General features: G+C 61.2%; 17 protein-coding genes. 6 read left to right on the forward strand and 11 right to left on the reverse strand.

Features of this window, described 5'->3' with window-relative positions; all coding sequences use genetic code 11:
• Positions 1-170: 170 nt before the first annotated feature.
• Genes QYH43_RS23120 through QYH43_RS23130 form a run of 3 tightly spaced genes read right to left on the reverse strand, consistent with a single transcriptional unit; the run spans position 171 to position 2,984 of the window.
• The gene (locus QYH43_RS23120) at positions 171-920 is read right to left on the reverse strand and encodes an enoyl-CoA hydratase-related protein (RefSeq protein WP_095057106.1); all 750 of its coding nucleotides are present in this window, start codon (positions 918-920) and stop codon (positions 171-173) included.
• A gap of 29 nt (positions 921-949) precedes the next feature.
• Entirely contained in the window at positions 950-1,885 is a 936-nt protein-coding gene (locus QYH43_RS23125) for an iron-sulfur-binding ferredoxin reductase (protein WP_095057105.1), read from the reverse strand.
• Positions 1,878-2,984: a GGDEF domain-containing protein gene (locus QYH43_RS23130; protein WP_095057104.1), complete on the reverse strand. Its 1,107-nt coding sequence runs from the start codon at positions 2,982-2,984 to the stop codon at positions 1,878-1,880. Before QYH43_RS23130 ends, QYH43_RS23125 begins: the two co-directional genes overlap by 8 nt.
• Before the next feature lie 407 nt (positions 2,985-3,391).
• Between QYH43_RS23130 and QYH43_RS23135 the strand changes: the two genes are divergently transcribed.
• The 5 genes from QYH43_RS23135 to QYH43_RS23155 all read left to right on the forward strand — a co-directional run bounded on the left by QYH43_RS23135 (position 3,392) and on the right by QYH43_RS23155 (position 10,611).
• Complete coding sequence (locus QYH43_RS23135) at positions 3,392-4,915, forward strand: fumarate hydratase (protein WP_095057103.1); 1,524 nt, start codon at positions 3,392-3,394, stop codon at positions 4,913-4,915.
• A gap of 144 nt (positions 4,916-5,059) precedes the next feature.
• On the forward strand, positions 5,060-6,826 hold the full coding sequence (locus tag QYH43_RS23140) for an ATP-binding protein (RefSeq protein WP_095057102.1): 1,767 nt from the start codon (positions 5,060-5,062) through the stop codon (positions 6,824-6,826).
• Positions 6,820-8,145 carry a sigma-54 dependent transcriptional regulator gene (locus QYH43_RS23145; protein ID WP_095057101.1) on the forward strand — a complete coding sequence of 442 codons (1,326 nt, stop codon included), beginning with the start codon at positions 6,820-6,822 and terminating at the stop codon, positions 8,143-8,145. The genes QYH43_RS23140 and QYH43_RS23145 overlap by 7 nt, the downstream gene beginning before the upstream one ends.
• A gap of 286 nt (positions 8,146-8,431) precedes the next feature.
• Entirely contained in the window at positions 8,432-9,751 is a 1,320-nt protein-coding gene (locus tag QYH43_RS23150) for an MFS transporter (protein WP_095057100.1), read from the forward strand.
• A gap of 230 nt (positions 9,752-9,981) precedes the next feature.
• Positions 9,982-10,611 (forward strand): flavin reductase family protein, encoded by a 630-nt coding sequence (locus QYH43_RS23155; RefSeq protein WP_095057099.1) that lies wholly within the window; start codon positions 9,982-9,984, stop codon positions 10,609-10,611.
• Here QYH43_RS23155 and QYH43_RS23160 read toward each other — a convergent pair whose 3' ends face one another.
• Positions 10,612-10,842, reverse strand: a complete 231-nt coding sequence (locus QYH43_RS23160; protein ID WP_095057098.1) for a hypothetical protein — start codon at positions 10,840-10,842, stop codon at positions 10,612-10,614.
• 39 nt (positions 10,843-10,881) lie between these two features.
• Positions 10,882-11,235: an antibiotic biosynthesis monooxygenase family protein gene (locus tag QYH43_RS23165; protein WP_095057097.1), complete on the reverse strand. Its 354-nt coding sequence runs from the start codon at positions 11,233-11,235 to the stop codon at positions 10,882-10,884.
• 418 nt (positions 11,236-11,653) lie between these two features.
• Here QYH43_RS23165 and QYH43_RS23170 point away from each other — a divergent pair, with 418 nt between their 5' ends.
• On the forward strand, positions 11,654-12,583 hold the full coding sequence (locus tag QYH43_RS23170; RefSeq protein WP_301158196.1) for an AraC family transcriptional regulator: 930 nt from the start codon (positions 11,654-11,656) through the stop codon (positions 12,581-12,583).
• Positions 12,584-12,912: 329 nt separating this feature from the next.
• On the opposite strand, the gene QYH43_RS23175 is transcribed toward QYH43_RS23170, so the two are convergent.
• The 6 genes from QYH43_RS23175 to QYH43_RS23200 all read right to left on the reverse strand — a co-directional run bounded on the left by QYH43_RS23175 (position 12,913) and on the right by QYH43_RS23200 (position 20,369).
• Positions 12,913-13,968, reverse strand: a complete 1,056-nt coding sequence (locus tag QYH43_RS23175; RefSeq protein WP_095057095.1) for an ABC transporter ATP-binding protein — start codon at positions 13,966-13,968, stop codon at positions 12,913-12,915.
• 16 nt (positions 13,969-13,984) lie between these two features.
• Positions 13,985-14,833 (reverse strand): ABC transporter permease, encoded by an 849-nt coding sequence (locus QYH43_RS23180; RefSeq protein ID WP_095057094.1) that lies wholly within the window; start codon positions 14,831-14,833, stop codon positions 13,985-13,987.
• Positions 14,830-15,738: an ABC transporter permease gene (locus QYH43_RS23185; RefSeq protein ID WP_095057093.1), complete on the reverse strand. Its 909-nt coding sequence runs from the start codon at positions 15,736-15,738 to the stop codon at positions 14,830-14,832. The genes QYH43_RS23180 and QYH43_RS23185 overlap by 4 nt, the downstream gene beginning before the upstream one ends.
• 147 nt (positions 15,739-15,885) lie before the next feature.
• Positions 15,886-16,989, reverse strand: a complete 1,104-nt coding sequence (locus QYH43_RS23190; RefSeq protein ID WP_301158197.1) for an extracellular solute-binding protein — start codon at positions 16,987-16,989, stop codon at positions 15,886-15,888.
• A gap of 297 nt (positions 16,990-17,286) precedes the next feature.
• Positions 17,287-18,735: an aldehyde dehydrogenase family protein gene (locus QYH43_RS23195; RefSeq protein ID WP_301158198.1), complete on the reverse strand. Its 1,449-nt coding sequence runs from the start codon at positions 18,733-18,735 to the stop codon at positions 17,287-17,289.
• Positions 18,732-20,369, reverse strand: coding sequence for a 5-guanidino-2-oxopentanoate decarboxylase (locus tag QYH43_RS23200; protein ID WP_301158199.1), 1,638 nt, complete (start codon positions 20,367-20,369; stop codon positions 18,732-18,734). Before QYH43_RS23200 ends, QYH43_RS23195 begins: the two co-directional genes overlap by 4 nt.
• Between the last annotated feature and the right edge of the window lie 93 nt (positions 20,370-20,462).

Here is a 20,462-nt window from a genome sequence, read left to right on the forward strand (position 1 = left end):
GCTGAAAAACAAAAGCCCCGCCATGTGAATGGCGGGGCTTTTTGCATTCTGATCCTGAAGGTGAGTCTTCTGATCTGGCCTCATCGCTGGCAAGCCAGCTCCTACAGGGATCGTATGAACACCGCAAATCAACTGTAGGAGCTGGCTTGCCAGCGATGAAGGCTACCAACTCAATGCCGCTTGATAAACCCGGTCAGCGCCGCCAATGCTTCCGGCGATCGCAGCCGCTGGGTAAACAACGCGCCCTCCTCCTCGATCACTCTGCGCAGCAGTTCCCGATCCGGCGCTTTCATCAATTGCTTGCTGATGCGTACCGCTTCCGGTGGCAGCGATTCGAATCGCAAGGCCATCTCCCGCGCCCTGGCCAAGGCTTCTTCGCCACTGCCCAGCGCTTCGGACGCAATGCCCCACGCCGCAGCTTGTTCACCATTAAAGCCTTCTCCCAGCAACAACAGTTCCGCCGCTTTGGCCTGCCCAAGCAGCCGCGGCAGGATCAGGCTGGAACCGAACTCCGGGCATAAACCGAGATTGACGAACGGCATGCGCAAGCGTGCATCGCGGCTGACGTAAACCAGATCGCAGTGCAGCAACATCGTCGTACCAATGCCCACTGCCGCACCGGCCACGGCGGCGATCACCGGTTTGCGGCATTCGAGCAGGTTGAGCATGAAGTGGAACACCGGGCTGTCGAGGTTGCTCGGCGGTTGCTGAATAAAGTCAGCGATGTCGTTGCCGGCAGTGAAGCACTCGGCGGAACCGGTGATCAGCACCGCGTTGATGGCAGGATCGCTGTCGGCCTGTTTCAGCGCTTCGGCCAATTGGCTGTACATGGCGCGGGTCAGGGCGTTTTTCTTGTCGGGGCGATTCAGGCGCAGGGTCAGCAGGCCGCGTTCGCGTTCAACTTGGATGGCATCGGTCATGGCAGGTCTCGCGTCTGAGAAGTCAGCGCTCAACCACGGGGCAGGAAGACATCGGCCAGCAGTTGATTGCGCGGCAATCCCGCCAGGTAAAGGCGCCGGGCAAAGGCGTCGACGCTGTCGGGGCCTCCGCAGAGTAAGGCCAGGGTTTGCCGTGAAACAAGCCGCAGTTGCGCCAAAGCCGCTGGCAACTCGGCCGGCGTCCACAGCTCGACACTCAGGTTCGGGCGGCTGGCCGCCATGGCTTGCAGGGGTTTGGCCAGGTAATGCTCAGCAGCATCATGGGCCAGGTGAATAACGCGGATTGGCCCTTCGTGATTGTGGCGCAGGGCTTCGCGCAAAACACCGAACAACGGCCCCAACCCCGTGCCTGCCGCCATCAGCCACAGCGGCCGAGTGTGCCAGTCAGGGTCATAATGCAAGGCGCCACCGCGCAGCTCGCCGAGGCGGATCGGATCGCCGATTTTGAATTGGCGGGCCGCATCACTGAATTGCCCCGGAAGACGGCAATCGAGATGAAACTCCAGAAAACGTTCGTCTTGCGGCAAGCTCGCCAGCGAGTACGGGCGCGCAACATGACCGGCCCACAACACCAGATGCTGTCCAGCGCTGTAGCGCAACGGCCGTTGCGGGATCACACGCAAGCGCAGCACCGTGGCGCTCAACCAGTCGACGGCTGAAATCTCGGCCGGGCGACCATCAACCACCGGATCAAAGGCATGCACCTGCAAGTCTTCGCTCACCTGGCACTGGCACGCCAGGCGCCAGCCTTGCTCACGCTGCTGCGCACTCAAGGCATCAGGGCGACTGTCGCTCGGCAACCCTTGCACGCACTGCACCAGGCACGCATGGCAACTGCCGGCGCGACAGCTATAAGGTACCGCCACACCGTTCTGATTCAGCGCATCGAGCAGATTGCTGCCCGCCGCCACCGACCATTGGCGATCACCGACCCGTAGCTCAGGCATCGGCATTCTCCCACGCCGCCGCGCAACGATTGCGACCGTCACGCTTGGCGCGATAGAGCGCCTGATCGGCCCGTTGCAAGGCATCGTCGAGGTCATCGCCGAGTTCCAGCAGGGTCATGCCGGCCGACAGGCTGAGATTGCGCACATTCAGGCCCACCATCTCGACATCGGTGAAGGCGATACGCAGCCGTTCGCAACAAGCCGTCAACCGCTCGGCATCACAATCGGGCAGCAGCACCACGAACTCTTCACCGCCGTAGCGGGCCAGCACGTCGCCGTCGCGCAGGCAGGCCGTGGCCACGCTGGCAAAAGCCTGCAACACCTGATCGCCGGCCGCATGGCCGTGTACATCATTGATGCGTTTGAAGTGATCGAGATCGATCAGCGCCAGGCCATGCACGACACCGGCGTCCATGGCGTTCAACTCGCGGGACGCCAGGCGCAGGAAATGTCGACGATTGAACAGACCGGTCAGTTCGTCGGTGGCCACCAGATCCTCGAGCTGACGCATCATGCCGCGCAGGGTGTCCTGGTGCGCCTGCAAGGCAAATCGCCGTTGGCGCATCAGTTGTCGCGAGGCCTGAACATAGCGGGCGTACAGCACCAGCCACAACAGCACGATCAACAACACGCACACCTGCAACACCGCCATGGCCGGATCCTGCAACTGGAAGTGATACCCCTCCCAGAGCGTAATCGCGCAAAAGCTGAAGAACACCAGCAACGCACAACGCACAAACGCGCGCCGCGACAGATGGAACAGACCGAAGAGCAGGATCAGGACATAAAACACCAGGAACGCGCCCCGGGCTTCATCCAGATGGGCGATCAGCCAGGTTTGCCAGCCCAGCCCCAGCAACACTTGTGCTTCGGTGAGGCTCGGATCGCTGAAACGCTGGTTCCATCCGCAATAAAACATCGCGAACAGCGTGGCCTGGCTGATGACCACCAGCGAGCTGCCGACGGCCACAGCGAGCAGTGACTCCTCATAATGACCGGTGAAATACGCCAGCCACAGCAACAGCAATGCCAAGGCATAAGTGCCGGCCGCGAGGGCAAAACGTTTGAGTAACAGTCGCTGGATGGCGTTATGGGTCAATCGTTGACTCACCAAATAAATGGAGGCTGACGGAGCGTCCTACTCTACAGACCAAGTGTCACTTTAGTGTCGTAGCCGTTAAATGACCATTCATTTCAGGGGCGAAAAAATGGCGTCAAAAGCATGACTGACATCCAACCGTTGGAGCTGCCGAAGGCTGCGATCCTTTGACTTTACTTAGGCGCGCAAGATCGCAGCCTGCGCCAACGCCTGCGAGTCTGTGCGATATGCGACCAACGATTGACTGGCGGCGCGTGTGCCGGCCTTTGATGCGCGGTATACTGCCGCGCCTTTTTAGCGTCGCGCCAGCAGCCCCGGCGTGCCTTGAAAGGTGCTTGCAACCGACCGATGCACCCAAGCTGCAAGCACCTTATTGAATGTTCCCGTCTTTTAGAGGAGCGCGACTCATGACCGTGATCAAGCAAGACGACCTGATTCAGAGCGTTGCCGACGCCCTGCAGTTCATTTCCTATTACCACCCCGTGGATTTCATCCAGGCGATGCACGAGGCCTACCTGCGCGAAGAATCGCCAGCGGCCCGCGACTCGATGGCACAGATCCTGATCAACTCGCGCATGTGCGCCACCGGCCACCGTCCTATCTGCCAGGACACCGGCATCGTGACCGTGTTTGTCCGCGTGGGCATGGACGTGCGTTGGGATGGCGCCACCATGAGCCTGGACGACATGATCAACGAGGGCGTACGTCGCGCCTACAACCTGCCGGAAAACGTCCTGCGCGCTTCGATCCTCGCCGACCCGGCGGGCGCTCGCAAGAACACCAAGGACAACACTCCGGCCGTTATCCACTACTCCATCGTTCCGGGTAACACCGTGGAAGTGGACGTGGCAGCCAAGGGCGGCGGTTCCGAGAACAAGTCGAAAATGGCCATGCTCAACCCGTCCGACTCGATCGTCGACTGGGTTCTGAAGACCGTTCCGGAAATGGGCGCCGGCTGGTGCCCACCGGGCATGCTCGGCATCGGCATCGGCGGCACCGCCGAGAAAGCCGCTGTCATGGCTAAAGAAGTGTTGATGGAATCCATCGACATTCACGAGCTGAAGGCCCGCGGCCCACAGAACCGCATTGAAGAAATGCGTCTGGAGCTGTTCGAGAAGGTCAACCAGTTGGGCATCGGCGCCCAGGGCCTCGGTGGCCTGACCACCGTGCTCGACGTGAAGATCATGGACTACCCGACTCACGCGGCTTCGCTGCCGGTGTGCATGATCCCGAACTGCGCCGCCACCCGTCACACGCACTTCGTGCTCGACGGCTCCGGCCCGGTTGCCCAGGAAGCGCCACCGTTGGACGCCTACCCGGAAATCGTCTGGGAAGCAGGCCCGTCGGCCCGCCGTGTCAACCTCGACACCCTGACCCCGGAAGACGTGCAGAGCTGGAAGCCGGGCGAAACCGTCCTGCTCAACGGCAAGATGCTCACCGGTCGCGACGCCGCGCACAAGCGCATGGTCGAGATGCTGAACAAGGGCGAAACCCTGCCGGTCGACCTCAAGGGTCGCTTCATCTACTACGTCGGCCCGGTTGATCCGGTGCGCGAAGAAGTGGTTGGCCCGGCTGGCCCGACCACCGCAACGCGGATGGACAAGTTCACCCGTCAGATCCTCGAGCAGACTGGCTTGCTGGGCATGATCGGCAAATCCGAGCGCGGCCCTACCGCGATCGAAGCGATCAAGGACCACAAAGCCGTCTACCTGATGGCTGTCGGCGGTGCGGCTTACCTGGTGGCGCAAGCGATCAAGAAATCCCGCGTTGTCGCTTTCGCCGAACTGGGCATGGAAGCGATCTACGAGTTCGACGTCAAGGACATGCCTGTGACCGTTGCGGTCGACAGCAATGGCGAGTCGGTCCACATCACCGGTCCTGCCATCTGGCAGAAAAAGATCAGTGAAAGCCTGGCGGTAGAAGTGCAGTAAACGGCACTCAGGTCCGTTGAAAAAACCGGTTTGTCGGCAACGACAGACCGGTTTTTTTTCGCCTCGACAATGGCTCCCTCAGGAGAGAAGAACGCGATTCGCATGCTATGGTGCTCGCCCTTATTTTCGCCTGTTGCCGACCGCATGCTTCTGACTTCCCGCCCCTTGCGCCTGGCGCTCTACACCCTGCTGATCATCGCCGGCGCTGCCCTTGCCGCGACCCTGGCCATGCGTCAGACCGTGCGCCAGTCAATGGTCGAAGACGCATCCCGCGCCAATCAGCAATTGGCGCTGTATGCCAACTCCCTGCACACCCTGATCGAACGTTATCGCGCCCTGCCCGCCGTGTTGGCCCTGGACCCGGAACTGCGTTCGGCCCTCAAGGGAGCGGTGAGTGCCGAGCAGCAAGATGCGCTGAACCGCAAATTGGAGAAGATCAACGGCGCCGCCGAGTCCTCGACCCTGGAGCTGCTCGACCGCACCGGTCTGGCCGTGGCGGCGAGCAACTGGCGACTGCCCAGCAGTTACGTCGGCCACAATTACGGCTTCCGTCCTTATTTCAATCAGACCCGCACCCAGGGCACCGGGCGCTTTTACGCCGTGGGCGTGACCAGCGGGATTCCCGGCTATTTCCTGTCCAGCGCCGTCACGGATGACGAAGAGCGGTTCCTCGGCGCCATGGTGGTGAAACTCGAGTTTCCGGAGCTGGAGCGGGAGTGGAGCCAGGGCAACGACACGCTGTTGGTCAGCGACGCACGCGGGATCATCTTCATCGCCAATCAGCCAGGCTGGCGCTATCGCTTCCTGAAACCGTTGAGCGACAACGATCACGCCGAACTCAAGACCACCCGCCAATACGACAAACAAACCCTGACCCCGTTGGCGTTTGAGTCGCTGCGACGCTTCGACGACAACAGTGATCTGGCGCGGGTCGATGGCCCCGACGGCAAGGCGGACTACCTGTGGGAATCCCTGCCGCTAAGTACCGACGGCTGGACGCTGCACCTGCTGCGTCGCCCGCAGGTCGCCTTCGAAGACCGTCGCAACGCCGCCCTCGCCGCCGCCGGTCTGTGGCTGACGGTGGTGTTCCTGTTGCTGTTTCTCAACCAGCGCTGGCGCCTGGCCAAACTGCGCCAGCGCAGTCGCGAAGAACTCGAACAGCTGGTGGAAGAACGCACCCGCGACCTGCGCACAGCTCAGGAAGGCCTGGTGCAATCGGCCAAACTCGCGGCCCTCGGGCAGATGTCGGCGGCGCTGGCCCACGAAATCAATCAACCGCTGACCGCCCAGCGCATGCAGCTGGCGACCTTGCGCCTGCTGCTCGACCATGGCCGGGTTGATGACGCCTACAAGGCGCTCAAGCCTGTGGATGAAATGCTCACGCGCATGGCGGCCCTCACCGGCCACCTGAAAACTTTCGCCCGCAAAAGCCCCAGCGGATTGCGTGAACGCCTGGACCTGGCCAGCGTGGTGGATCAGTCTCTGCAATTGCTCGATACACGGTTGCGCGACGAACAGGTCAGTACCGTGTTGCACCTGACCCGCCCGGCGTGGGTGCGCGGCGATGCGATTCGTCTGGAACAAGTGCTGATCAACCTGCTGCGTAATGCGCTGGATGCGATGCAGGACAAACCCTGCAAACGCCTGGAAATCCGCCTCGAAGCTGACGAACAACTGTGGCGTCTGAGCGTCATCGACAACGGCGGCGGCATTACCGAAGAGAACCTGCCAAAGGTGTTCGATCCGTTCTTCACCACCAAACCGGTGGGCGATGGCCTGGGTATCGGGCTGGCGGTGTCCTTCGCTATCGTTCACGAATCGGGCGGCCGCCTGAGCGCGGACAACCACGATAACGGCGCGGTATTTACCATGACGCTGCCCATCGATCAGGAGGTTCAAGAACCATGCTGAACTCAGTGATGGTCGTCGACGACGAAAGCAGCATCCGCAGCGCCGTCGAACAGTGGTTGAGCCTGTCGGGTTTCGAGGTGCAACTGTTCAGCCGTGCCGATGAATGCCTGGCGCAGCTGCCGAAGCATTTTGCCGGGGTGATTCTCAGCGACGTGCGCATGCCCGGCATGACCGGCCTGGAACTGCTGGCCGAAGTGCAACGTCGTGACGCCGACTTGCCGGTGATCCTGCTGACCGGCCACGGCGATGTGCCGATGGCCGTCGAGGCCATGCGCGATGGCGCCTACGACTTTCTCGAAAAACCCTTCAGCCCCGAGACTCTGCTCGCCAGCCTGCGGCGCGCCCTCGACAAGCGTCGTCTGATTCTGGAAAACCGCGCACTGCACGAACAAGCCGACAACCGTGCCAAGCTCGACGCCACGCTGCTGGGCGTCTCCCGGGGCTTGCAGACCTTGCGGCGCCAGGTGCTCGACCTCGCGACATTACCGGTCAATGTGCTGATCCGCGGCGAGACCGGCAGCGGCAAGGAACTGGTCGCCCGTTGCCTGCACGACTTCGGGCCGCGGGCCGATAAACCCTTTGTTGCGCTCAACTGTGCGGCGATTCCGGAACAACTGTTCGAAGCCGAACTGTTCGGCCACGAAAGCGGCGCGTTCACCGGCGCGCAGGGCAAGCGCATCGGCAAACTCGAATACGCGGACGGCGGCACGCTGTTCCTCGATGAAATCGAAAGCATGCCGTTGGCCCAACAGGTGAAATTACTGCGGGTATTGCAGGAGCAGAAACTGGAGCGACTGGGTTCCAATCAAAGCATCCGCGTGGATTTGCGCATCATTGCCGCGACCAAACCGGACCTGCTCGACGAAGCGCGGGCCGGGCGTTTTCGCGAAGACCTGGCCTATCGACTGAACGTTGCCGAACTGCGTTTGCCGCCATTGCGCGAGCGCCGCGAAGACATTCCGTTGTTGTTCGAGTCGTTTGCCCAAAGCGCTGCTGAGCGCCTGGGTCGAACCTTTGCACCGTTGAGCGGGCCGCAGCTGAGCCATTTGTTGAGTCACGACTGGCCCGGCAACGTGCGCGAACTGGCGAACGTGGCCGAGCGTCAGGTATTGGGGCTGGGCGAGCCGGAACCGGCCGGCATTGAATCGGGTCAATCATTGGCAGCGCAGCAGGAAGCGTTCGAAGCGCAATGCCTGCGCGCGGCGCTGACCCGACACAAGGGCGACATCAAAGCGGTGCTTGAAGAACTGCAACTGCCGCGTCGGACCTTCAATGAAAAGATGCAGCGGCATGGGTTGAGCCGAGAGATGTTTTTGTAGCGTTTGGACGGGCCTCATCGCTGGCAAGCCAGCTCCTACAATGTGCGCACAGATCCACTGTAGGAGCTGGCTTGCCAGCGAAGAGGCCAGAGCAGGCACTGCAAATTCACGAACCCAATCAGCAGTTTTCCGCTCACCCCCAGCCAAACATAAGCGGATTTCCGCTCACCGAAACGACCTACCCCCTCTAAACCGGCCCTCTCCCCGTTGGCACAGCTCCTGCTATAGCCCTGACAGGCTGCGTTTAATCGCGCTCCACAAAAACAATTAAATGAAGGATCCTTCAATGGATAACTCCAACGCCCTGCCCCTTGGGTCGGCTGCCACGCCGGCTAAAGAAAGAACCACCGCCAGTCGCATCAAATCGATTTTCAGCGGTTCTGTCGGCAACATGGTCGAGTGGTACGACTGGTACGTCTATGCCGCCTTCTCTTTGTACTTCGCCAAGACCTTTTTCCCTAAAGGCGACACCACCGCACAACTGCTGAACACCGCCGCCATCTTCGCCGTGGGCTTCCTGATGCGCCCGATCGGTGGCTGGTTGATGGGCCTGTATGCCGACAAAGTCGGACGCAAGAAAGCGTTGATGGCCTCGGTGTACCTGATGTGCTTCGGCTCGCTGCTGATCGCCCTGAGCCCGAGCTACGAAGTCATCGGCATCGGCGCACCGATCCTGCTGGTGTTCGCGCGCTTGCTGCAAGGCCTGTCGGTCGGTGGCGAATACGGCACCTCGGCCACTTACCTCAGTGAGATGGCAACCAAGGAACGTCGCGGGTTCTACTCCAGCTTCCAGTACGTGACCCTGATTTCCGGTCAGCTCATCGCTTTGGCGGTACTGATTGTCCTGCAGAACTTCCTGACCACCGAGGAGCTGTACGCCTGGGGCTGGCGCATCCCGTTCGCCATTGGCGCGCTGTGTGCCGTGGTCGCGCTGTACCTGCGTCGTGGCATGGAAGAAACCGAGTCTTTCACCAAGAAAGAAAAGGCCAAGGAAAGCGCGATGCGCACCTTGATGCGCCACCCGAAGGAACTGATGACCGTGGTCGGCCTGACCATGGGCGGTACGCTGGCGTTCTACACCTACACCACGTACATGCAGAAATACCTGGTGAACACCGTCGGCATGAGCATCTCCGACTCCACCACCATTTCCGCCGCTACGCTGTTCCTGTTCATGTGCCTGCAACCGATCATCGGCGGGCTGTCGGACAAAATCGGTCGCCGGCCGATCCTGATTGCCTTCGGCATTCTGGGTACGCTGTTCACCGTGCCGATCCTCACCACCCTGCACACCATCACGACCTGGTGGGGCGCGTTCTTCCTGATCATGGCGGCGCTGATCATCGTCAGTGGCTACACCTCGATCAACGCCGTGGTGAAAGCCGAACTGTTCCCGACTGAAATCCGCGCCCTGGGCGTCGGCCTGCCGTACGCACTGACCGTATCGATCTTTGGCGGCACCGCTGAATACATCGCACTGTGGTTCAAGAGCATCGGCATGGAATCCGGTTACTACTGGTATGTCACCGCGTGCATCGCCGTGTCGTTGCTGGTGTACATCACCATGAAAGACACCCGCAAGCATTCGCGGATCGTCACGGACTAAATCAAGCGGCAAAGAAAAGGGGCAGACCTCACCGGGATCTGCCCCTTTTTCATTGAATCAACATCCCCCCTGTAGGAGCCGGCTTGCCGGCGATGGTGTATCAGATCAGTGGTTGTCGACTGACACTCCATCGCGAGCAAGCTCGCTCCTACAGAGGTAGAGTCGACTGGAAATCAGCTGTTCATCCTTGCACTATGAACGCCTCCCGAACAATGCCCCGGAATCCCTTCATGCCCGACGACATCCACTATTACGAACCCGCCAACGGCCACGGCCTGCCCCACGATCCGTTCAACGCCATCGTCGGCCCGCGGCCTATCGGCTGGATTTCTTCACAGGATGCCGAAGGTCGCTTGAACCTGGCGCCTTACAGTTTCTTCAACGCCTTCAACTACATTCCGCCGATCATCGGGTTCTCCAGCGTCGGGCGTAAAGACAGCCTGAACAACATCGAGCAGACCGGCGAGTTTGCCTGGAACCTGGCGACCCGGCCGTTGGCCGAGCAGATGAACCAAAGCTGCGCGATGGTCGGGCCGGAAGTGGATGAGTTCGAACTGTCCGGGCTGACCAAAGTGGCGTCGAACATCATCCAGGTGCCGCGCGTCGCCGAAAGCCCGGTGTCGTTCGAGTGCAAGGTCACGCAGATCATTCAGTTGCAGCGCGCGGACGGGAATGTGGTGCCGAGCTGGCTGATTCTCGGCGAAGTGGTCGCCGTGCATATCGCCAAGTGGCTGTTGAAGGATGGGGTGTACGACACCGCCGCGGCAGAGCCGATTCTGCGCGGCGGTGGGCCCGCGGATTATTTCCAGCTGGGACCTGAAGCCTTGTTCAAGATGCACCGCCCGGGGGCGGTGAAGTAATCACCAGAGCAGGTCAGCGTCTTCTTTGACGTCCTTGAGGCGGGTCAACTCTTTCGCGGCCGCGAGATCGGCGTCATGGGCGGTCTTGAAGGTCTGCTCTTCCAGAACCTTGTGAAAGCGCGGGGCACCGGAACCACCCAGCGCTTTGACGGCGATGGCGGCATGATAACCACCCTCGCCCGGTACTACGGCGGAAACGGCTTCGAAGTGTTCAAAGGCTTTACGTGCCATGTCGCGAATCCTGGCTGATTGAGATGCTGCATTAAACCCTCAACCGGCCAGTTTGTGTACCGCTGCCCCCGACTGACGCAGGGCCTGCGCCGCCGACACGTCCTTGAACGTATGAAAATCCAGGCTGTTGACCACCAGTTCCTGCACCAGCTCGGCAAAAACCTCCATCGCCGGGGTACTGAAGTACGCAGTCATGGCTTGTTGATTGCTCCAGAAACCGGACACCAACCACAACTGCGGGTCGCACTGCGAATGCTGCAAGGCAAAATTCAGGCAACCTGGCGCCGCGCGGGACGGCTCAATCAGGGCACTGAGGCGCACGCCGAGTTCCGCCGAACGCCCGGCGCACGCTCGAACGAAGGCCATATGACTGACTGGGATTTGCGTGGACATGGTTCAACCCTCCCGGGGAGTCGCGTGGCAGCCGGGGGACGGGCTGCGACAGGATCAAAGGTTAAGGGCCGCGATGGGTGAGTCGTTAGTCGATTCCTGCCGGTGCGTTGCACAATCCTGCGAGACTGCATGAGTCGCCTGTAACAACGAGCAAAACCCTGTCACGGTTCTGTCATACGCGTTTTGTGTAGGAGCTGCCGAAGGCTGCGATCTTTTGATGTTGAAAGTAAACATCAACAGATCGCAGCCTTCGGCAGCTCCTACGGGGTTATCGGAGTTGTCGGCGGGTTGGCCGTGTTTGGGGACGAAACCCTCCCCGTGCAGAATCAGGCAAGCATCGGGCAGGATGTGTCTACCGCTGCGGCTTGCACAAACTTATGCTTTGCCCATTCCCCATGCCTTGCCGAGGATGCCTTGCATGTCGTCACTCGATCACTCTGAAACCCCGCTGGACACCGACATGGAGCACCAGCGCGCGGAGCTGGCGGCGATCATTCGCCGCAACACCGCCGAAGATGGCAGCTACGCCACGGCCATCGGTTCGTTGTTCATGTCGCGCCACAGCCAGTCCCACGAGTTCGCCCCGGTGCTGGCGCAACCGGCGCTGTGCATCATGGCCCAGGGCCGCAAGGAAGTTCAGCTGGCCAATGAATACTTCAACTACGACCCGCTGAATTATCTGGTGGTCTCGGTTTCGATGCCGCTGAGTGGTCGGGTGGTGAATGTCTCGGCCGAAGAACCGATCCTCGCCCTGCGTCTGGACATCGATCCGGCGGAAATCACCGCGCTGATCGCCGACGCCGGGCCCATGGGCGTACCCACCCGTCCGACCGGGCGCGGGTTGTATGTCGAAAAACTCGACAGCGCGATGCTCGACGCTGTGCTGCGCCTGGCACGTTTGCTTGAGACCCCGAAAGATATCGCCATGCTCGCGCCGCTGATTCGCCGGGAGATTCTCTATCGGCTGTTGCGCAGTCAACAGGGCCATCGGCTGTACGAAATCGCCATCGCCAACAGCCAGAGCCATCGCATCAGCCAGGCGATCAAATGGCTCAACGGCAATTTTGAACAGCCGCTGCGCATTGATGATCTGGCGAAGGAAGTGAACCTGAGCGTGTCGACACTGCATCACCGTTTCAAGGCGATGACGGCGATGAGACCGTTGCAGTATCAGAAGCAGCTGCGCTTGCAGGAGGCGCGGCGGTTGATGCTGGCCGAGGGGCTTGAGGCTTCGGCGGCGGGGTATCGAGTCGGCTATGAAAGCCCTTCGCAGTTCAGCCGGGAGTACAGCCGATTGTTCGGGGCTCCGCCGTTAAGGGATTTGGCGCGGTTGCGGTTGTCGGTTTGATCAAGAGATTGTGGTGTTGCGGATGACGCTATCGCTGGCAAGCCAGCTCCTACAGTGATCTGCGGCGTTCACAGATCCTGTAGGAGCTGGCCTGCCAGCGATGGGGCCAGAAAAGCCCACAGTGATCTGTGGCGTTCACAGAACCTGTAGGAGCTGGCTTGCCAGCGATGGGGCCAGAAAGGCCCACAGTGATCTGCGGCGTTCACAGAACCTGTGGGAGCTGGCTTGCCAGCGATGGAGCCAGAAAGGCCCACAGTGATCTGTGGCGCTCACAGAACCTGTGGGAGCTGGCTTGCCAGCGATGGGCTGCGCAGCAGCCCCCCGAAAAATCAGGCGCCAAGCACTCGGCAAGCCTCCACCGGCAAGGTCACCGACACCGGATGCCCGATACTTAAACCAAAGCCCTGACACGGCGTGCTCAGCGCGGTAAACGACACCCCGGAACACTCCACCGTCGTCTCGATGGTCGCCCCGATATCCCGCACGAACGTCACCTTGCCCAACAACCGATTCCCCGCCGTCGCCTGTGGCGCCGACAGTTGCAGGTCTTCCGGGCGAATCAGCATCTTCACTTTTTCACCCACCACAATGCTGCTGCAGATCGGCACTTGCAGTGCATCGCCGCCCGGCAAGCTGACCTTCCCATTGCCCAGCACCGTGGCCGGAAAAATGTTGCCTGAGCCGATGAAGTCCGCAACGAATTCGTTCGCCGGATGGCGATAGATTTCGATCGGCGTGCCCACCTGCTGCACTTTGTGCTCCCCCAACACCACAACGATATCGGCCATGGTCATGGCTTCGCGCTGGTCGTGGGTCACCATGATGGTGGTGATGTTGAGGCGTTGTTGCAGCTGACGGATTTCCACCTGCATCGACTCGCGCAGCTTGGCGTCCAGCGCCGACAGCGGTTCGTCGAGCAGGAGGATTTTCGGGCGCGAGGCAATCGCCCGGGCAATCGCCACGCGCTGGCGCTGGCCGCCAGACAGCTTGGCCACCGGACGATTGATCATCGGTTGCAGCTGGATCAGCTCCAGCAACTCCACCACCCGCGCCTGCTGGTCAGCCTTGCTGACCCCGCGCAGTTTCAGCGGGTAGGCGATGTTCTCGCCCACGGTCATGTGCGGGAACAGCGCCAGGGACTGGAACACCATGCCGAAGTTGCGCAGATGCGCCGGGGTGTTGCCGATATCTTCACCGTCCAGGCGGATCTCGCCGCCGGTCAGGGTTTCGAGCCCCGCGATCATCCGTAGCAAAGTGGTTTTACCGCAGCCCGACGGGCCGAGGAAACACACCAGTTTGCCTTCGGGCAAATGCAGGTTTACATCTTTTACCGCGCAGGCCGAGCCGTAATGTTTCTCGACGTTTTCCAGAATCAGACCAGACATAAATCACCTCAAGAAATCAGAACGAAACGCCACCTTCACCCACCAGTTTTTCGAGCGCCCAGATCAGGACGAAGTCGATCAACACGATCAGCACGGCAAACGAAAATACGGTTGGGTCGAGCGAAGACACGGTGCGGCTGTACATCCAGATCGGCACGGTCATCACGTCGATGGTGTAGAGGAAATAGGTCACGGTGAATTCGTTGAACGAGACGATGAACGCCAGCAGCATGCCCGCCAGAATCCCCGACTTCATCAACGGCACCACCACATCGACAATCGCCCGCAGCGGTGAAGCACCGAGCATTTGCGCGGCCTCTTCGACTTCGCTGCCGATGGAGAGCATCGCCGCCGTGCAGTTCTTCACCACGAACGGCAAGGCGAGGATCACGTGGGCAATCACCAGGCGCGAGGTGGTCATGTGGAACGGCAGGCTGTCGAACACCAGCAGCAACGCCAGGCCCAACACCACCATCGGGAACACCAGCGGCAACGACATCAGTTGCAGCGCCACGGCCTTGCCACGGAACTCGCAACGGGTCAGCGCGTAGGCGGCCGGCACCGCGATGATCGTGGCGAAGATCATGGTCAGGCACGACACCATCAGGCTGGTGGTCATGGCCTGGCCGAGGCTCAACACGTCGCTGGAATCCGGTGAGACGAAGGTATTCCAGGCGGCTTTGTACCATTGCAGGCTGTAGCTGCTCGGCGGGAAGTCGAGGTTCGACGCGCCGCTGAACGACATGACGATCATGGTCAAAATCGGCAGCACCGCCAGCAGCAGGATGAAGCCGGAAAGGATGCCGGCAAACTTGCCGGTATCACCCGGCAACAGCGAGTGGCGCTTCTTGGTCAGGGTACTCATTGCGAAGCCTCCAGCATGCGCCGACGACGGCCGGTGATGTATTCGGACAGGGTCATGATCGCGAGCGTGGTGACGATCAGCACCACACCGGCGGCGGATGCGGCGGGCCAGTTCATCAGCGGGGCGATCTGGTCATGCACCATCACCGCCAGCATCGGCACACGCCGGCCACCGAGCAGCAAGGGCACCACGAAACTGCTGGCGTTGTAGGCGAACACCAGCGTCGCGCCAGTGATGATCCCCGGCATGCTCATCGGCAGCACCACCTGGCGAAACACCTGCAAGCGACTGGCACCGAGGGTGGCGGCAGCTTCTTCGTAACTGCGAGCGACGCCGCGCATGGCGCTAGCAATCGGCAACACGGCCAACGGGAAAGCGGTCTGCACCAGGCCCATCAATACGCCGTTCTGGTTGTACAGCAGCATGATCGGACGCTTGATCAGACCCAGGCCCATCAGTGCCTGGTTGAGCATGCCGCCCGGCCCGAGAATCACCAGCCAGCCGTAGCTTTGCAGCAGCAGGTTGACCAGCAACGGCAGTAACACCGCCGCCAGGAAGATCCGCCGTACGAACGGCGACGTCAGACGCGACATGGTGTAGGCCACCGGGATCGCCAGAATCACGGCGATCACCGCGCTGATCAGCGCCAGGCGCAGGGTCAGCATCAGGGATTTGAGGTAATAGGGTTCCAGCAACTGGGCGTAACTGGCCAGGCTGAACCCGGACCATTCTGCGCCCTTGGTGCCCACGCTCATGCGCAGGACCAGCAGGCTGGCGGCGATCAGCACGCCGAGAAACAGCATCGACGGCGTGAGGAAAAGCCAGGCGCGCGCGGTCGGTGAAACACCCCGACGCGGGCGCGACTCAGCGACGCTGACCGAATGAGTCAAAGGTTGGTGTTCCATAGCAAAGGTCTCGTCAATGGAAGATCAGGCGCATGGCGAGTGCTGCGCACTCGATCGCTGGCAAGCCAGCTCCTACAGGTCAGGCGCTGTTCTTGTAGGAGCGGGCTTGCTGGCGATGAGGCTCGAAGAGCCTCCCTGTCATTCAGATCAGGAAGAAAAGATTTCCGTGTAACGACGAATCCATTGGTCATGCACGCTGGCCAGGAAGGCGTTGTCGTGCATGATCGCCTTCTCGGCAATCTGCTCCGGCGTAAGGATGTACGGGCTCTTGCGTGCTTCGGCGGAGATGATCGCCTTGGCGTTGACCGGGCCGTTGTAGATGTCTTCCGCCATCTTGCCCTGCACCACCGGGTCCAGAGAGTGGTTGATGAAGGCGTAGGCCATATCGGTATCGCCCGGACGATTCTTCGGCATCACCGACAGCATCAGGTCGGTGTAGAAACCTTCCTTCATGCCAAAGGTGGCACCCAGGCCGTAGGCCGGGTCGCGGATCTGTTTCGGGAAGAACGCCGGCGCGTACAGGCCGCCCATGTCCAGGGAACCGGTGCGGAACAGTTCGGCGATCTGGTTCGGGTTTTCGCCCAGGGTCACCACGCGGTCTTTCAGCTCGGCGAGTTTCTTGAAGCCCGGCTCGATGTTGTGCTCGTCACCACCGGCCAGTTTGGCGGCGATGATGATCAGGTCCATGGCCTCGGTCCAGTTCGGCGGCGGCAGGAAGATGTTCGGCGCCGCGTCGGCGTCCCACAGGGAGGCGTAACTGGTCGGGGCTTCTTTCTGGGTGCGGGTGCTGTAGACCAGGCTGTTGCACCACAGCAGGTAACCAATGCCGTGACCGTTGGCGCCGGTGCGGTATTTCTCCGGCACATCGACGAGGTTGGGAATGCGGTTGAGGTCGGGTTTTTCCAGCAGGTTGGCGGCGGCCAGACCTTCGGCGCCGACGCCCGCCAGGGTGATGATGTCGTACTGCGGACGATCACCGCCGGCCTTGAGTTTGGCGACCATTTCCGAGGTACTGCCGGTGCGATCGGCGATGACCTTGCAGCCGTACTTGTCTTCGAAGGTCGCGGCGATGTTGCGCAGTGCGGCCAGGCCGGTGTCATCGGACCAGGTCAGCAATCGCAAGGTCTTGCCGGCAAAGCGTGTATCGCTGGCATTGGCCTTGATGAACGGCATGCTCATGGCGGCCGCTGCAACCGAGGCTACGCCCACGGTCTTGATGAATTGACGTCTGTTCAGATCATGCTCGCCCATTTACGGACTCCCTTTGTTTTTGTAGGTATAAGGCAGGTCGAAACTGTTGCATCCGCGCGACTGGATCAGCCTTGGCCCCTCTGTTTTCGGGGGTTTGGTAGAACCAGTGAGTTCATCCTGAGGTCGTGTAAAACACCTGACTATCGATAAAAACTCATTGAAGCCATGACGTCGGCGCATGCCTCATGTAGGAGCGAGCTTGCTCGCGATGGGTGCAAAGGCGCCACGTACATTCAGGCACCCCACGTCATCGTTGACGTCCATCGCGATCAGGCTCGCTCCTACAGGAAAGAGCCTTCAGATGGCCCGAATCACATGTTTGATTTCCTGGAAAGCCTGCAAGCCCCACGGCCCCAATTCGCGGCCGATACTGCTCTGCTTGTAGCCGCCCCAAGCGGTCTGCGGAAAGATCACCTGCGGCGCATTGATCCACACCAGCCCCGCCTGCAAGGCGTTGGCGACGCGGTCAGCAGTCTGTGCATTGCGCGATACGACACTGGCGACCAGACCGAACTGGCTGTCGTTGGCCAGGGCAATCGCCTCGGCTTCGGAGGCGAAACGGCGTACGCAAATCACCGGACCAAAAATCTCTTCACACCACAGCGCACTATCGAGGGGCACTTCGGTGAACACCGTCGGCTGCAAAAAATATCCGCGCGGCAGATCTGCCGGACGATTACCGCCGCAAATCAACTTGGCGCCAGCGCTCAAACCACGATCGATGTGGCCGAGCACACGCTGGTACTGCGCCTGATTGACCAGTGCGCCCATTTCCACGTCCGGGTCGAACGGGTCGGCCACGCGGATCGCTTCGGCACGGGTCTTCACTCGGTTCAGGAATTCATCGGCCAGTTCTTCAGCGACCAGCACGCGGCTGGTGGCGGAACACATCTGCCCGGCGTTGAAGAAACCACCACCGCAGGCCACTTCCACCGCCAGGTCGAGATCGGCATCGGCGAGCACCAGCAGCGAAGATTTGCCGCCCAGTTCCAGGCTCACGCCTTTGACGGTTTCTGCCGCCCGTTGCATGACCTGCACGCCGACCGCGTTGCTGCCGGTGAAGGAGATTTTCGCGATGCGCGAGTCAGCCGACAACGGAGCGCCAACGGCCAGGCCGGTGCCGCACACCAGGTTGAACACGCCCGCTGGCAACCCGGCATCCGCAATGATCGCGGCCAGTTCCAGCTCCGGCAGCGGCGTGACTTCCGAAGGCTTGAGTACCACGCAGCAACCGGCGGCCAAGGCTGGCGCGAGTTTCCACGCCGTGGTGACCATCGGGAAATTCCACGGCACGATCAGGCCCACCACACCGCAGGGTTCGCGACGCAAACGCGCGCTGAAGTCGTCGGTCGGCAATTCGACATTGCTGTCTTGTTTGGCGTCCAGTCCCTCGGCCAGACCGGCGTAATACTCGAACGTGGCGATCACGTCATCGACATCAATCGCGGCTTCGAACTGTGGCTTGCCGTTGTTGCTCGACTGCAAGTGCATCAGCTTTTCGCGATGGGCCTGCACGCCATTGGCGATCTTGCGCAGGATCGCGCCGCGCTCGGCGCCGGTGGTTTTCGACCAGTCGGTAAAAGCCAGGGTGGCCGCGCTCACGGCTTGATCAACAGCGCGTTCATCGCCGCCATTGACGGTGGTCAACAGCGCTTCGGTCGCCGGGTTGATCACGCGCAAGTGTTCGTTGCCCGCCGACCATTGACCGTTGATGTACAGGCCATCCAGGTTGGTTGGAAAAGTCATTTCGACACCGCCTGCATCCATTCGGTCTGATCGACTTCAATCAGGGTCGGGCCCTGACGATCACTCGCCGTACGCAGCGCACCGCGCAGTTGTTCGACGCCACTGACCGCTTCGGCGGCGCAACCCAGGGCCTTGGCCACACCGATGAAATCCGGGGTGTAGATGTCGACGCCCACCGGTTCGATGGCGCGGTTGACCATGTATTTCTTGATCTCTTCGTAACCCTGGTTGTTCCACAACAGCACGATCACCGGGGTGCGCGCTTCAACGGCGCTGGCCAGTTCCGGCAGGGTGAATTGCAGGCCGCCGTCGCCGATCAGGCACACCACTGGCGGACGAGTGCCGCTTTCAACGCTGCCACCGAGCCAGGCGCCAATCGCTGCCGGCAAGGCGTAACCGAGGGTGCCGTAACCGGTGGACGAGTTGAACCAGCGACGCGGACGCTCAGGGTTGAAGGTCAGGTTGCCGGTGTACACCGGTTGGGTTGAATCGCCGACGAACACGGCGTCCGGCAGTTCGTGCAACACGGTTTCGAGGAAACGGGTCTGGGCCAGGGTCGGCCCATCCCAGGTCGCGGCCAGGTCTTCACGCAGGCGTGCGGCGCGAACCTGACCCCAATCATTGCGACGCTCGGCCAAGGATTTGTGCGACAGCGCACTGAGCAAGGCTTGGGCAGCGTTGCGCGAGTCGGACACCAGCGCCACGTGCGGCGGGTAGTTGCGCACGGTCTGGTCCGGGTCGATGTCGATGCGCAGCAGCTTGCCAGGAATCTCGAAACCACCGGCGAAGGTCACGTCGTAGTCGGTCTCGGCCAGTTCGGTGCCGATGGCCAGAACCACGTCGGCCTCGGCGACCAATGCGCGAGTGGCGACCAGGCTCTGGGTCGAACCGATCAGCAACGGGTGAGCGGATTCGAGCATGCCTTTGGCATTGATGGTCAACGCGACCGGCGCGTCGAGCAACTCGGCCAGTTCGGTCAGCTCGGCAGCGGCATCAATGGCACCGCCACCGGCGAGAATCAGCGGACGCTTGGCGCCGGCCAACAATTCCGTCATGCGCGAAACGGCGGACGGCGAAGCACCGGCGCGGTCGATGTTGACCGGCAGGCTGTTGAGCAGTTCGTCGGCGTCTTCAACCAAGACGTCCAACGGAATTTCGATGTGCACCGGACGCGGACGACCGGCCTGGAACAGCGCAAAGGCACGGGCCAATACGCCCGGCAATTCCGACGCCGACATCAGGGTGTGGGAGAACGCCGCGACACCGGCACACAGCGCGCCCTGGTTCGGCAGCTCGTGCAGTTTGCCGCGACCGCCACCCAACTGGCTGCGCGATTGCACGCTGGAGATCACCAGCATCGGAATCGAGTCGGCATAAGCCTGACCCATCGCGGTGGTGATGTTGGTCATGCCAGGGCCGGTGATGATGAAGCACACACCCGGTTTGCCGCTGGTGCGGGCATAGCCGTCGGCCATGAAGCCGGCGCCCTGTTCATGGCGCGGCGTGACGTGGTTGATGCTCGAACGGGCCAGCCCGCGATACAGCTCCACGGTGTGCACCCCGGGAATGCCGAACACCTGCTCGACCCCGTAGCCTTCGAGTAACTTGACCAATACTTCGCCGCACGTCGCCATGTGAATTGCCCTTCTTGTTCGATTTGAGACGCCGGGCCTGCGCAGTGTTTATGATGGATTCGCAGGTCCAGGGATGGCCTCATTGGAACGGGC

The organism is Pseudomonas sp. C32 (assembly GCF_030417915.1).
GTDB lineage: Bacteria > Pseudomonadota > Gammaproteobacteria > Pseudomonadales > Pseudomonadaceae > Aquipseudomonas.